At 29.8% G+C, this 16,129-nt stretch carries 11 protein-coding genes and 1 tRNA gene; 9 read left to right on the forward strand and 3 right to left on the reverse strand.

From position 1 onward, the window contains the following. Positions 1–317: 317 nt before the first annotated feature. From rpiA to JK145_RS01120, 3 genes are all read right to left on the reverse strand, one after another. Complete coding sequence (rpiA, locus tag JK145_RS01110; RefSeq protein ID WP_255555781.1) at positions 318–980, reverse strand: ribose-5-phosphate isomerase RpiA; 663 nt, start codon at positions 978–980, stop codon at positions 318–320. Positions 981–1,380: 400 nt separating this feature from the next. Further along, the gene (gene fbaA, locus JK145_RS01115) at positions 1,381–2,457 is read right to left on the reverse strand and encodes a class II fructose-bisphosphate aldolase (RefSeq protein WP_220665032.1); all 1,077 of its coding nucleotides are present in this window, start codon (positions 2,455–2,457) and stop codon (positions 1,381–1,383) included. Positions 2,458–2,553: 96 nt separating this feature from the next. Then, positions 2,554–3,720, reverse strand: coding sequence for a phosphoglycerate kinase (locus JK145_RS01120; protein ID WP_220665033.1), 1,167 nt, complete (start codon positions 3,718–3,720; stop codon positions 2,554–2,556). A gap of 1,560 nt (positions 3,721–5,280) precedes the next feature. On the opposite strand from JK145_RS01120, the gene endA reads away from it, so the two are divergent. From endA to tkt, 9 genes are all read left to right on the forward strand, one after another. Next, positions 5,281–5,988, forward strand: a complete 708-nt coding sequence (gene endA, locus JK145_RS01125) for a deoxyribonuclease I (protein WP_220665034.1) — start codon at positions 5,281–5,283, stop codon at positions 5,986–5,988. Between the two features lie 382 nt (positions 5,989–6,370). Beyond that, on the forward strand, positions 6,371–6,934 hold the full coding sequence (locus JK145_RS01130) for a YqgE/AlgH family protein (RefSeq protein ID WP_220665035.1): 564 nt from the start codon (positions 6,371–6,373) through the stop codon (positions 6,932–6,934). Continuing rightward, complete coding sequence (ruvX, locus tag JK145_RS01135; RefSeq protein WP_220665036.1) at positions 6,935–7,366, forward strand: Holliday junction resolvase RuvX; 432 nt, start codon at positions 6,935–6,937, stop codon at positions 7,364–7,366. 1,389 nt (positions 7,367–8,755) lie between these two features. Further along, positions 8,756–9,313: a YggT family protein gene (locus tag JK145_RS01140; RefSeq protein ID WP_220665037.1), complete on the forward strand. Its 558-nt coding sequence runs from the start codon at positions 8,756–8,758 to the stop codon at positions 9,311–9,313. Positions 9,314–9,954: 641 nt separating this feature from the next. Beyond that, positions 9,955–10,995 carry an A/G-specific adenine glycosylase gene (gene mutY, locus JK145_RS01145; protein ID WP_255555782.1) on the forward strand — a complete coding sequence of 347 codons (1,041 nt, stop codon included), beginning with the start codon at positions 9,955–9,957 and terminating at the stop codon, positions 10,993–10,995. 36 nt (positions 10,996–11,031) lie between these two features. After that, positions 11,032–11,265 carry an oxidative damage protection protein gene (locus tag JK145_RS01150; RefSeq protein ID WP_220665038.1) on the forward strand — a complete coding sequence of 78 codons (234 nt, stop codon included), beginning with the start codon at positions 11,032–11,034 and terminating at the stop codon, positions 11,263–11,265. An 88-nt stretch (positions 11,266–11,353) separates the two neighbouring features. Further along, positions 11,354–12,457, forward strand: a complete 1,104-nt coding sequence (gene mltC / locus JK145_RS01155; protein ID WP_220665039.1) for a membrane-bound lytic murein transglycosylase MltC — start codon at positions 11,354–11,356, stop codon at positions 12,455–12,457. Positions 12,458–13,015: 558 nt separating this feature from the next. Beyond that, positions 13,016–13,088: transfer RNA gene (locus JK145_RS01160), tRNA-Phe, on the forward strand. 937 nt (positions 13,089–14,025) lie between these two features. Then, positions 14,026–16,053 (forward strand): transketolase, encoded by a 2,028-nt coding sequence (gene tkt, locus JK145_RS01165; protein WP_220665246.1) that lies wholly within the window; start codon positions 14,026–14,028, stop codon positions 16,051–16,053. Positions 16,054–16,129: the final 76 nt, after the last annotated feature.

Raw genomic sequence — 16,129 nt, forward strand, 5'->3', positions numbered from 1 at the left:
TTGCTTCCCCTTAGAAGGAAAGTATTAAATAAAAAATTAATCTTATATTTTGGTTTTATTGACTAATATAGATGATTGGTTTATTGAAATAACTTTAAAATTGATTTTTAATTCTTTTAAAGAAAAGTTTACCCTTCTTAAGGTTTTCAATTAAAGTTTATGACTAACCTTAGTTATAGACAAAAATATCAAAAATAAATTATTAAAAAAATTTATTTAATTAGTCTTATTTAGAAGGTGAAGTTTTTCTGTTTAAAATGGAATATTTTTTTTAAATCCATTTGAATATTAAAGGGTATATAGTAACTAACCAATAATCAAAACTGATTAATAACTCTTACCCCTTGTTCGCTTCCAATAAGTGCCAAGTCGGCGCACCGTCGCGCAAACAAACCGACAGTTACCACTCCTGGAATGTTGTTAATTTGTTCTTCGAGTGAAAGTGCATCCAAAATAGTTAAGTTATAAACATCTATAATAATATTTCCGTTATCAGTTAAAACACCTTGACGATGCATCGGGGTTCCACCAAAACTAACTAATATACGAGTTACTAAAGAGCGTGCCATAGGAATGACTTCTATAGGAAGTGGAAACTTATCGCCAAGTGTTTTTACCAATTTACTTGAATCAACAATACAAATAAATTTATGTGCTGCTGTTGCAATAATTTTTTCACGAGTTAATGCAGCTACTCCGCCTTTAATCATTTGCATATTGCTATTGATTTCGTCAGCGCCATCGATATAAATATCCAAGCAATCTAAATCATTCAAGTCAACTAACGGAATACCCAACCTTCTTAATTTGGCAGAAGAAGTTTCGGAACTAGACACTGCTCCCTTGATTTGATGTTTAATAGATGCTAGTGCATCAATAAAATATGCTACAGTGGAACCAGTGCCTACCCCTACAATTTCGTTAGGTTTAATATATTTCAGTGCAGCCCATCCCACCATTTCTTTCAGTTTATTTTTCATTATAAACACATCGCAAGTTTTATATGATTCTTAATATGAGAACAAGTATAAATCAATATTCAAAGACTAATGCAATGACTGCTGAACCCTTAGTTATAAAAGATTTTATACGAATAAAATCTTGTCTCTAGATTTTTCTAGAAAATTGTTTAGTTTTAAATTAAAAAATTCTAAATTTTTAATTTCACTCTTTTCAATGGTAATATTTTCTGATAGAAAGCGAATATAAATGAAATCTTTTATCTTGGTTTGATCTAATTCAACAAAAACAAAGAAGAGGTCCCGATAATTCTCTTAGAAAAGAGAGGGGAATTTGTCAATTCCATAAAATGGAAGTAAGTTACTTAAAACAATTATCAAGAGACATTTTTCTATTTCTATATATACACACAACAAAATTTTACAAAATATTAATAGCATTCAGTTGATTAAAGGCCAATTCTAATCTCAAAATTATCGAAGTTTGACCAGAACGTATCCATACACGTGGATCATAAAATTTTTTATTAGGTTTATCTGTACCATCTGGGTTTCCTAACTGAGTTTTTAGATAGTTCTTGTTCTTTTGAAAATATTCTAAAATACCTTGCCAAGTAGCCCATTGAATATCAGTATCAATATTCATCTTAACTACACCGTAATTAATAGCTTCTTTGATTTCCTTTTCTGTAGAACCAGAACCGCCATGAAAAACTAAATTCAAAGAATTTGGTGGAAGTTTAAACTTTTTAGAAATATATTTTTGTGAAATTTCTAATATTTTTGGCATGAGTTGCACATTCCCTGGTTTATATACACCATGTACATTTCCAAATGCAGCTGCAATAATGAATCGTGAACTAATATTACGTAATCTTTCGTAAGCATAAGCAATGTCTTCTGGTTGAGTATAAAGTGCCGAATTATTTAAACGATCATATTCTAATCCATCCTCCTCACCTCCAGTACAACCTAGTTCAAATTCCATGGTGATTCCTAATTTTTCCATACGAGAAAGATATTTGACACTAATATTAATATTCTCTTCTATAGACTCCGCTGATAAGTCAATCATATGCGATGAAAATAATGGTTTTCCAAAGGAATTATAATATTGTTCATCTGCATCCAACAGTCCATCAAGCCACGGCAATAATTTTTTAGAACAGTGATCGGTATGTAAAATAACAGGAATATTGTAATATTTAGCCATACGGTGCACATGCTCTGCGCCAGATATAGCACCCAAAACAGCAGCTTCCTGGTTGCTTATTTTTAGACCTTTCCCGGCTATAAAAGAAGCGCCTAAAATAGAGAATTGAATAATAATTGGTGCGCGCACTTTAGCTGCTGCTTCTAATGCAGCGTTAATAGAATCCGTACCTATGCAATTAACAGCAGGAAGAGCAAAGTTATTTTTTTTTGCTATAGTGAATATTTTTTGGACATCATTTCCAGTAACAACTCCAGGCTGAATATATTCCAAGATTTTTGGCATACTTGTTCCTAGTTATTTTATATTCTTGTTATCTTTTACGATTAAAATGATTTCTTTTCGAATTATAGAGAATTTTCTATAAAAAATTCCATTTTCTTAATCACGTTTCATGCGTTCTTCAAGAACATTTACAGCTGGAAGTGCTCCCATTTCGATGTATTTAAGAAATGCACCGCCACCAGTAGAAATATAGGAGATTTTTTTATGAATGCCAAATAAATCAATGGCTGCCAGGGTATCTCCTCCTCCAGCAACAGTAAACGCTTTGCTATTGGCAATAGATCGAGCTACTATTTCAGTACCTCTTCGAAAATTAGGAAGTTCAAAAACTCCAACTGGACCGCTCCATAAAATAGTTTTTGCTTTTTTCTGAATTTCTAACAAACTCGTAATAGAGATATCACCCAAGTCTAGAATAATTTCATTATCTTGAATTTCGCTTACATGTCTTAAAACTGCAACTTCTGTTCCAGAAAAACTATTAGCAATGTAAACATCGACTGGAATTAAAATATTGTTATTTTTCATTAAACGTCTAGCTTCCGGAAGAAAATCGATTTCATAATGCGACTTACCAACATTTCTTCCTTGTGCTGCTAGAAAAGTATTAGCAATGCCACCAACAACAACAAGTTGATCAGCAATTTTTGCTAAAGCATTTAATGTGGTCAATTTTGTAGATATTTTTGACCCTCCAATAACAGCTATCATTGGCCTTTCTGGATAAAGAAGAATTTTCTTCAAAGTTTCTAACTCATTAAGTAAAAGTTTACCAGCACAGGCAACATTTGCAAATTTGCTTACCCCATGGGTCGAAGCGTGAGCTCGATGAGCAGAGCCAAAAGCGTCCATAACAAAAATATCACATAACGCAGCATATTTTTTTGCTAACACTTCATCATTTTTTTTTTCTCCTTTATTGAACCGCACGTTTTCCAAGATTACTAGCTCTCCGTTGGCGACTTTTACTCCATCAAGATAGTTTTTTTCTAGACGAACTGAGGGAAAAAAATTACTTCGTAAGTAGTCAACAATTGGCTGCATGGAAAATTTTTCATCATAATCCCCCTCTTTCGGACGGCCTAAATGAGAAGCAACCATGACATAAGCGTTGTTTTTTAAAGCAGTTTCAATGGTAGGAAAAGAGTATTTAATACGCGCATCAGAAGTCACTTTTCCATTTTTAATTGGTACGTTTAAATCAGAACGAATAAGGACATGCTTACCGGTTAGATTTACATCTGTCATTTTAAGTATAGTCATTATAACTTCTCCTATGATATACTTTTAGTTTGATAATCAGCTTACCTTATATGAAATGTTTTTCGATCAAAAAAATCGATTTATTAAGAAATACATAATATAATCCCTCATTCCTTTAATAATTTATTATGAATCGATGCTGTCTTGCTTAAGGTAAACATTACTCTCATTAAATCATCAAAAAAATCCTTTAAATAGATTTCTCTTGATAAATTTTTTGGTTAGCAATCAGTGCTTTCCAAGCAAAAATTAAAAAATCAAGCCGTTATTAGGAATAACGTATCGAGATCTATTTAAATAAAGAAATCATGATAGGATTCATTTTTTTCTAAATTGCAATGAATTATTTTCTGTTGAAAACTTTTACTTGCAATTAATTTAAATTTAAATGCAATTGAATTTTAATTTATAAAATTTTTTGATGGAACAATGCAAAAACCAACTACTACTTTAGTAGTAGTATCTTCAATTTAGTCTGAATATTACTGTTTTATAGACACAAAGCTTTCTAAAGCTAACATACAATATTCTATTATTTTTAATAGAAATTAAAATTCGTTAACTGTTTTAGCATTTTTCTTCAAAAGAAGAATCTTCGTTAATTTATGAAATAAATATAGAATTAATAATAAAGATTACTATGTTTTATTTGAAATAAATTTGATAAGGAACAACTATTTATTTCTATAAATGCATCAATTAAAGCTAATGTTTGATATAATTTATTGTAATGCTAGTGAATTTAATTTCACTAAATTTTAAATTATAACATATAATTAAAGCATACTTTATTTGGACTAATAAATTTTATAAAATTTTTTACAGTTAATTTGTGAAAGATTTCGTTTTTCTTTAGACAAGATTTTTGGTATATCAAAAACATTTAAAATAGCTTTTAAGCTAAAAGATTACTATTTGAGTATTGATGGTCTTTTATGACTAGCGTTTCATTTTCTAATTAAAATAGTTTCTGATTTTAGAGATTTGAAAAATCTCTAAAAGTTAATTACTAAAATTGTTAGTCACTACTGATAGTAATAGTTTTTCTTTAATTAATTTTATCCAATTAAAGTGGAATCCATATACTCATTTATTAAAATGTATAGAAAACTCTTACTTTATAAGTCGTTCTAGATACATGTATGAAAAACTAAATCAGTAGTAAGTCCTTTCGGATATTAACAAAATTGAAGGTTGCATAAAAACAAGACTATATCAGATTTTTAGCTGATTTTTGAATGAGTCTTTCTGAATACTTTTTTGTACAAGGATAAATGTTAAAATTTTTTAAAATCAATTAACGTTTCATAAAAAAATTTTATCTTTAATTTTAAAAAGAGAATATTAGATTAGCAACTTAACTGATCTTTTTAAGACTTTATCTCTAAATGAACAGATTAAAAACTATTTGAAATAATTAATGTTTTTAGCAATAACTATATATAAAGTTATTTATTTCGAATAAAGGTTAAAATTTATTAGCTATATAAGGTATATAATATTGACTAGTTTTCTTCTTTTATTACTACAGTGCAGAAATTTTAAGTTGAATAAAGTTGCATGTTAAAGAGCGCTTCTTATTTGATTTTTTTAATTACTTGGACCATTTTTCCATTTTCTGTTGAAACTAAAATACGAAAAATTACTAATTTTAATCAAGCAAAAGCAGAATTGATAAAAATTGATTACGATACTCCAGGTACTTTTTATTGCGGCTGTCGCATTCATTGGCAAGGAAAAAAAGGAGTGCCAGACTTAGCATCTTGTGGTTACCAAGTGCGTAAAAATAATGCACGTGCTAACCGTATCGAGTGGGAACATGTGGTCTCAGCATGGGAATTTGGGCACCAACGCCAATGTTGGAGAAACGGTGGACGTAAAAACTGCGCCAATGATCCAATATATCGAAAAATTGAAACTGATTTACATAATCTGCAACCCGTAATTGGTGAACTTAATGGTGATCTTGGTAATTACCGCTACAGCCAATGGCGTGGTGGAAAAAATCAATACGGTCGTTGTGAAATGAAGATAGATTTCAAAAATAGGAAGGCAGAACCACCATCTCGTGCTCGAGGTATCATTGCTAGAACTTGTTTCTATATGCGAGATCGCTATCATCTTTATCTTTCTCAAGAACAGGTAAAGCTTTTTGAAAATTGGAATAATACTTATCCAGTAAGTGAATGGGAATGTAAACGAAATCAGCGAATTGCTGCTATACAAGGAAATTCTAACCCTTATGTACAACAAGCATGCAAATATTAAAAGAAATATTATGATTTAATAATCAGCATTGACTTTTTATCTAGAAGATCTCTTAGCAAAAAGAAAAATATATACATATTTTATCATTTTAACGATTATTAGCTACAGACTAATAAGTATATATTTAAATATTTTATTTCTGCTTCTGAAAGTTGTCAAATAAGTTAAATGCTAATAACCTAATTGTTAATCTAAAATAGTAGATTATTTTTCTTGGGCTCATAGAGTCTTATAAAAATCTTGATAAGAATTAATATGTTATTAATATCAAATACAATAGATTTGAATAAATTAAATTAGAGTTCAGTTTTTTCTTTAAAAGCTAGTTACTTCTTTCTATTATGTTATCATACTAGGTTTTTAAAAAATTTCTAATTAACTCATGAATTTACAAAATCATTTTCTTATCGCGATGCCCTCACTCGAGGATCCGTTGTTTAAACGTTCTGTGGTTTATATTTGTGAACATAATAAAAATGGCGCCATGGGAATTGTAATTAATAAACCTGTCAGACAATTCACTGTGGAAAATGTATTGCACAAACTTAAAATCATGCCAACAAATTGTAATTTAACTGTTCAACTTAAAAAGCCAGTATTTTCTGGCGGGCCATTAGCAGATGATCGTGGCTTTATTCTTCACACGCCATGCGAAGGATTTATTTCTAGCGTCAAAATTTCTGCACAAACAATGATTACTACATCTAAGGATATTTTAGAAACATTTGGAACCATAAACCAGCCTAATAATATATTAGTAGCACTTGGTTATTCAGGATGGGAACAAGGTCAACTGGAATGCGAATTAATGGAAAATACATGGCTCACTACGCCTGCTAATAATGAAATTTTATTTTCTACTCCTATTTCATCCAGATGGCGGGAAGCTGTCAAAACTCTTGGTGTCGATATTCATAATATTGTTCAACAAGCAGGCCATGCTTAAATGGTTACCGTTAGAAACGTAATAGCATTTGATTTTGGTATAAAAAATATTGGAGTAGCTATCGGTCAGTATGTAACTTGTACAGCCAGTCCATTGACAACAATCAAAGCTCGAGATGGTATTCCGAACTGGAAACATATCAAAACATTATTTCATGAATGGGAACCAGTAATAGCAGTGGTGGGTTTACCGCTAAATGTGGACGGTAGTGAACAGATTTTGACTGCCAAAGCACGTACTTTTGCTACTAGCTTAAGAAATCGCTTTGGTGTATTTGTAAAACTACACGATGAACGATTTAGCACCGTTCAAGCCCGTTCAAACTTGTTTGAACGAGGTGGTTATTGCGCTCTAGAAAAAAGACGAATAAACTCGGAATCGGCGGTTATTATATTAGAAAGCCAACTAAAAAAACCTTTTACTCTAAAATAGAAGCAAAACAGTGAATTACATTCATAATATCTTTCCGTTTTGTTTTTCTTTCTTAAGAAAGATTTCGTCAAAATTTAGTAATAATTAAGAGAAAAATTCACTTGTGCGATTCACAAGCACACTAGCAGGATTAAAATAGTGTTGTAATTTGCGTTATTGAACTAACGAATGTAATTCGATTACAATTAAGTTAGAGTATAAAACATTTTAAGTCACTAACATCGGAATTTACACTGTTTAAATTAAAGAATAAAGATAATAATTACTTATCGATATTCTGAATAAATATTTAATTTTAAATCTTGGTTATGACATGTTGTTGAAAACTTTCTTATAAAGAAAAAAGCAGCCGATTCTTCTAAAGAATCGATATAACATGTAATAATCTAACTGATTAATTATTTTTCCATAATTCTTTTCTTTAAATTTTCTGAATAACCTTCGCTAATTGATAATCAGTGCATCTAAAAGGCGCCCGCTTTACGAAAATTTTATAATTTGAAAAAAAGACATAGTGCTTTATTTATTAGATAATTTATTGAGAAAAATTTATAAGAAGAAAAATAGTTTTTGATTTTTTAAAATTTATTAATTCATTCTAGATCTAGAGAATGAAAGGAGATATTTTACTATGTGTTAATGAGTGTAGCTGGAATTTAGTTTTTTTTGAAAAACGTGTATTTTGATTGCATAATTTCTTTTTCTTAGAGACAAACTTCTTCTTAAGAAGAGAAGTAAAAAATCTATAAATTTTTAAGTTACATCACAAGCAATTCCGTTTTGTCAATGAAAGTCTTTTAAGATAATACTAAATTCAGTTAAGTGTTTACTTTGTAACTTACTTTTAATAAACACACTAATTAGCAATTAATCCGTTTGATTGTTTTAAAAACAAAAAAATAAAAAACTAAAAAAATATATTTTTTATATGTATACATAATAAAATTAAAATATGTAAGTCGACACTTTGTTTATTCCATATTATAAATAAATAGACTTACTAATAAATAAATTTTTATTATTTAAAATGAAAATGACTAACGAAAAAAGTGTTATCGTGCCCTAATTTGTGCAATGCTTATAGTTAAGCAAAGTTTAATTGGATGATGATTTTTTTGATTTCATATATCACTTTTTAAGTTAAAAATAGCTTAATTCGTCTTTCTTATTAAATTGACTGCAATGAAAATAAAATAATGGTAGTTTATCGATATCGAAACTTGCTATTCTTCTCTTAGTTCTAACTAATAAATAAAACAAGTAATCAGGCAAGCTTGAATCATTAAGAATAAAACTATTACGTATATATCAGCGACCGATAGATGAAAAAAAATCCAGACGAATTATTAGTGCAATAGCCGATAATCTTGGATAAGGGAATTGTATTTTATGCTGACACTAATATTTTTTTTCAAAACGCTAATCGATCTTTATATTATGATTTTACTATTACATGCATGGATGGAATGGATATGCTGCGATCTTCATAATGCTTTTTCGCAGTTCATTATTAAAATCACTAAACCTGTAGTTAAAACAATCGATTATATCACTTCAAAAAATAAATTTCGCAATTTTTTTTCTCTTTTTGCAGCGTTTTTTCTTGCAGTAATTAAGTTACCATTACTTACGCTATTTGAAATACATTGTCTCATTCTAAATCCTATCTATTTGTTTGTTGGTATATTAGAATTATTAAAAGAGACAGGGAAATTAATATTTTGGATGATGATTACACGCTCTTTATTTAATTGGATTAGTCGAAGAAAAAAACATCCGATGGATATAGTTCTTTATCAACTAAGCGAACCGTTCGTATATCCTATTCGTCGAGTTTTACCAGTCATAAACGGCATTGATTTTTCATCATTAATTGTGCTTTTTATTTTATATATATTAAATAATATTTTTGCAAATTTATTTCCTGGAATATGGAATCGATTATAATTATTTGCTTACACCGATAATAACTGATGTTCAAATAATGATGAATGAGGTTTCAAGTCTGCCTGCTGTAAAACAGTGCAGATAATTCTCGTAAAAGAAAGTCATCTAAAAGAACATTTATTTTAACAAGTACAAAAAAAGATTGTATTTACCAGGGTCTATTCAAGATAGCTGCTTTATCCAGAAAGATTAAATGCTAGTTTAATGGCAAATTTCATCTATAAAATACTGTTGTAAATAATTTTAGAAAAAATCTTTTAAAAACTTACCCAATGATACTCTCTCTAGAGAGAATTAGATTTAATAGTATTATTGCTATAATTGTTGATATTTTATCATTAATCGTTTGGAATAAATCTGAAAATTTTTCGTTTTAATAATGTTGCTCTCTTTTTTATTCTAAAAACCATGTAAATCATTTATGATAATGATCTTTGTTATAAATTAGAAATGTAAAAGCTGAAAATATTTATTTCCATTCACAAAATATGTTTCCTAAGAAAGGTTTTTTCAAAAAGAAAATTCTTTTTCAATAAAATTCTTTCTTGAAAAAGAAGGGTGTATCATTATACACATTCATATTTATGAACCAAAAGGTCATATCATCGATCGTAATCAATCATTAATAGTAATAAATTACATTGTTCGCACAACTTATATTGGATTGGTATAATAAATTTGGTCGTAAAACACTGCCTTGGCGATTAAGGAAGACACCATATATAGTTTGGTTATCAGAAATCATGCTACAACAAACACAAGTAACGATTGTCATCCCTTATTTTCGACGATTTATAACCAAATTTCCTTCTGTTGAAAAACTTGCAAAAGCATCACTTGATGATGTGTTGTATTTGTGGACTGGTTTAGGATATTACAAACGTGCACATAATTTATATAAAACAGCTAAAATTATTCATGAACAGTATGCAAACAAATTTCCAGAAGATTTTGACCTTATCTTATCTTTACCAGGAATTGGACGATCGACTGCAGGCGCAATACTATCAATAGCTTTAAATAAAAGATATCCCATTTTAGATGGGAATGTGAAGCGAATTCTTTCACGTTATTACGCTATTTCTGGTTGGCCAGGAAAAAGAACAATAGAACGTCATTTATGGAAATATAGTGAAGAAATCATGCCTGAAAAAAACATTTCTCAATTTAACGAAGCGATAATGGATTTGGGAGCAATGGTTTGCACTAGTTCTCAACCAAAGTGCAAACTTTGTCCATTATGCTTTGGCTGCCAGGCTTATAAAACTAATAGTTGGGTTGATTACCCTACAAAACGACCAAAAAAAGTTCTGCCAAAAAAAAGTACTTGGTTTTTGATACTGCAATATGCCAATTATATATGGTTAGAAAGATGTCCAGAAGTGGGTATTTGGAGCAAATTATTTTGCTTTCCTCAATTTTCTAATAAACAGGAGCTGTTGACATGGCTTTTTCAAAACAGTTTTTCCAATGGCCATTATGAAAAAATGGAAACTTTTTGTCATACCTTTAGTCATTTCTGTTTAACAATTACTCCAGTTTTACAATCAGTTAGTATAATGAAAAATTATACGAAGACAAACATCGGTATTTGGTATGATTTATTTGATCCACCAGAAATTGGATTGGCATCTCCAGTTAAGCGTTTGTTAATACAATTATATCGATCTGAATACATTTAATTTATATTGAAAAAAAAGAAGAGAGCAATTCATAATATGAAAAGAAAAATTTATTGTACATTTTTAAAACAGAAAGCTGAAGGACAAGAAATACAATGTTATCCTGGAGAGTTAGGTAAACGTATTTACGATAATATTTCTGCAGAAGCATGGGCAAAATGGCAGACTAGGCAAACAATCATGATAAATGAAAAAAAGCTTAATATGTTAGATTCTTTAGATCGTAAATTTCTAGAAGAAGAAATGATCAGGTTTTTATTTAAAAATTAAAGTATATAACTGTTAAAATATTCAATTGAATGAGTAAATAATACTTTTGAAATATTATTGGAACTGTTCCCAATAAAGGTTTCAATGTATGAAGAAAAAATTATTATCAATTATAGTTCCTATATTCCTAACTTCTTGTTCTATTAACAAGAACAGTATAGAAAGCGCATCCTATACCGTCCATACAAAAAATACGCATGTAATAAAAGATATTTACAGTTTTGACATTTTAATGTGGCAATTAGCTCATAACATAGAGGATCTTTGGGGACCAAATGAAATTCTAATCAATACATCAAAAGTTTATATAAACTACACTGATCAGTGTAAAACTCGTAGCCATATTAATTTTAATACTGGTTTGATTACTGTTGAAACTATCGCTAATAGTAATCCAAATATACATTTACGTGCAGCTATTATTAATAGCTTGCTGATAAATAATTATCTAAAAATGGAGGACTTACATCTAGAAAAAAATAACATTGCCTTGAGTAAAAAACCTTTTTTACATGGGCAAACATTTGATCATACAGGTAAAGTTATCAGATGGAAGTGGCGTGCCAGCCGTTTTGCTGATTACTTATTGCGCAATCAATTGCAAACTCGTTTTGCTGGACCAAAACAAGTTTTTTATATTACTATCCAATTAGTTCCAGATTGTATAAATGAACGTTCTTATAAATATCTTAATATGATATTTAAAGCTTCTAAAGAATATAATGTTGATCGATCATTAATCTTAGCAATTATACAAACAGAATCGAATTTCAATCCCTATGCAGTTAGTCGCTCTAATGCCCTAGGTCTTATGCAAGTGGTGCAACATAGTGCAGGACGAGATGTTTTTAAAATGAAAGGTAAATATGGACAGCCAAGCCGAAGTTATTTGTTCGATCCTAGAAAAAATATCGATAGTGGTACCGCTTACTTAGCAATGTTACAAAATGACTATTTCAGTGGAATTATTGATCCAATATCACGACGTTACGCAGTAATCACTGCTTATAACGGTGGTGCTGGTAGTGTATTACGAGTTTTTTCACCTGATCCAAATCAAGCAATACAGATCATTAATCGGATGCAGTCGGATGAGGTTTACCAAACTTTATTCACACGGCATCCTTCAATAGAGGCTCGTCAATATTTATATAAAGTGAACAATTTACAGAATAATTATTGGCAACATTAAATTCTACAGAATATGTATTTTCTCAACTTAAATTTAATAAAATTCCTTTATAATTTTTATACGTATAAAAATTTATTCAAAGTAAAAATAAACTTATTTTTTCAACTTTTTTCAAAAAAAGTGCTTTTAGAAACAAATAATATCTTTCTTTAAAATTAACTATTGTACTTACTTAAGTTAAATAGTTTTAATAAAATGTATTTTACATTACTCATCCTTAAAATGGAGTTTTTAATTAATTTTTAGATCAAAAAAAACAAACTACGTTTGAATGTATAATGAATATCATGTAACTAAAATCATGTCTTTTTTAACATAGTTTTAACGATAGTCAAAAAGAGACTTTACTGGAACGTTTTTTGACTTTAAATTTCCAAAAATATTTCTATAATCAACTTCAATTAATCTAAATAGATAAAAGTATTGATTAAATCAATGATAGATCGGTTTGAAAATTAGTGAAAAGATAAGTTGATTCAACATGAAGTTTTAGTAAACTTATTGAAGGCATCATATCAATTGTAAAAAACATTTAAAAATTCTTAATGCGACTTCTCTGCCCGGATAGCTCAGTTGGTAGAGCAGGGGACTGAAAATCCCCGTGTCCTTGGTTCGATTCCAAGTCTGGGCATTTTTATTTTTTAAATTTTTTATTGTCTGATTATAAATCAAACTATTTCGTAATACTTATTTGTTATTTAAACGGAATAATTTTTTGTTTTTTAAACAGTTAAATTATTGTTATGATTTTGAAGAAAAATTAGTGTTATTTTTATATTATCGAATAGCAATTCGATAATTTCATTAAATTATCTGCGTATAAATCAAAAAATCAGCACTTAGAAAAAAATTCTTACATGTATATATAATTTTTACGACTGTTACAAGGAAAACTCAAAACTAAAGATTTTATATAAAATCTAAGAAAGTAGTTCGTTTTATATTTTTTGTGGCAAAAAATCTAGAATTTTTATTTTTATGTCTTTGTAAAACCATAAAGCTTAATTTCATCTTTATTTAAGAATTGATGAATAATAATAAATATGATTAAATCCTAAATTTATAGCTTTTAGAATTAAAATTGTTATTAGATAAGACTTATTTTTAGATTACGCAACTGATTGATAATATTAATACATTCCTATCCTAGGATAGGAATAAGATTTTTCTCTAATTTTTTAAAAACTAAAAATTAACTAATTCAGACTGAATAATAAATATTACTTTTAATATATTTAGCTTTAAGCCATATATCTAACGCGTTTTATTATGTATACAGTGAAGTTTTATGTCTAATGTGAAGAGGTTAAGCATCATTTTTTCTTTTTTTTCTTTCAACGAATCTAATATTTAATTGAAAGAACTATCTTTAGTGTGTTGTTATCTCTTTTTTACTTTATCGATGGTATTTAATTAATTTTATCTTAGCACGAACAGAGTAATAATTTATGGTTTTTGCTATATGATATTTCATCAAAATAATTTGCAAATAATCTTTGAATGGTAATGTGGTATGTCATAAAACTTTTGCTAAATTAAAAAAAATTAAAATAGAAGGAAATGACATTGTGGAAGAACGACTACTTGCTAATGCTATTCGCTTTTTAAGCATTGATTCTATAGAAAAAGCAAATTCTGGTCATCCAGGTTCTCCGTTAGGTATGGCAGATGTAGCAACCGTTTTATGGAGGAACTTCTTGAAACATAATCCGATTGACCCAAATTGGATCAATCGTGATCGTTTTATATTGTCCAACGGACATAGTTCGATGTTGCTTTATGCTTTGCTTCATTTAACTGGTTACGATCTTAGTATTCAAGATCTAAAAAATTTTCGTCAACTTCATTCAAAAACACCAGGCCATCCTGAATATGGGTGTACACCTGGCGTAGAAGTTACTTCTGGTCCATTAGGACAAGGCATTGCTAACGCAGTTGGTATGGCTCTAGCTGAAAAAATTTTAGCAACGGAGTTTAATCGAAAAAACTATCCAATCATTGATCACTATACCTATGTTTTTTTAGGAGACGGTTGTTTGATGGAAGGAATTTCTCACGAAGCCTGCTCTCTTGCTGGTAATTTTAAACTAGGAAAATTAATTGCATTTTGGGACAAAAACAATATTTCCATTGATGGTCGTATAGATGATTGGTTTACAGATGATACAGCATCTCGCTTTCATTCCTACGGATGGCAGGTGATTGATGATATTGACGGACATAATTTTAAACAGATCAATTTTGCATTAAATCAAGCTAAAAATCAAAAGAATAAACCTACTTTACTTTGCTTTAAAACTGTCATTGGTTATGGTTCACCAAATAAAGCAGGTCATCATGATAGTCATGGATCCCCTTTGGGGAAAGAAGAAGTAGCCCTGACGAGAAAAGCTCTGGGATGGAGTTATGCACCATTTGAAATTCCAAAATTGATTTATGCTCAATGGAACGCGTCTGAAAAAGGGAAAGCAATTCAAGCTGTTTGGAAGAAACTCTTTTCTGAATATCAAAAAGACTATCCTAAAGAAGCAACTGAGTTTCTTCGTCGTATTTTAAATAGGTTTCCAAAAAATTGGAAAAAAAATACTCAAGATTATGTTTATAAATTACAAACACAGAGCTCACCAGCAGCAATAGCAACTCGTCAAGCTAGTCAAAAAACTCTCAATTATTTTGCTCAATGGTTGCCAGAATTATTTGGAGGCTCTGCGGATTTGTCTTCCTCAAATTTAACTCGACATAATCAAGCTCAAGATGTTACTCCGTCGGATGTATCAGGTAATTACATTCACTATGGCGTAAGAGAATTTGGAATGTCAGCCATAATGAATGGAATAGCACTACACGGTGGTTTTATTCCTTATGGAGGAACCTTTCTTGTTTTTATGGAATATGCACGCAATGCAGTGCGTATGGCAGCACTAATGAAAATTCGTACGATTTTCGTTTATACACATGATTCCATTGGATTAGGAGAGGATGGTCCAACACATCAACCTATAGAACAACTTGCTACATTACGTCTAACACCAAACATGGAAACTTGGCGTAGTTGCGATCAAGTTGAAACGGCTGTTTCATGGCAGCAAGCTGTTGAAAGACTAGATGGTCCTACTGCGTTAATCTTTACTCGACAATCGCTTGTACAACAGATGCGTAGTGCAGAACAGTTACAGCAAATTGCTAAAGGTGGTTACATATTACAAGATTGTAAAAATAAACAACCAGATTTGATAATTATTTCAAGCGGCTCGGAAGTGGCATTAGCAATGCATGTTGCTACACAACTGAACGAAGAAGGAAAACATGTACGTGTTGTTTCAATGCCATGTGTTGAACGTTTTGAAAAGCAAGATATTGCCTGGAAAGAAAGTGTTCTGCCGTTTTCTGTACGAAAACGATTCATAATCGAGGCCAGCATAGAAGGTTTTTGGCGAGGATATGCAGGTTTAGAAGGTAAGGTTCTTGGAATTAAAGACTTTGGCAAGTCTGCTCCTGCATCAGTGTTATTTAATTATTTTGGATTTACAAAGGAAAACGCTCTTTCGATTGCACGCTCTTTATTAGAAAATAAATCAAAAAATTCTATCAAATAGAATAATAACTTTAAAAAACTTAAACGTTACTAGCTCTAATTATAAAAGAGGCAGACATACTTTTAATGTTTCTTTT

Origin of the sequence: Sodalis sp. CWE, from assembly GCF_019646055.1 — a bacterium.
Lineage (GTDB): Bacteria > Pseudomonadota > Gammaproteobacteria > Enterobacterales > Enterobacteriaceae > CWE.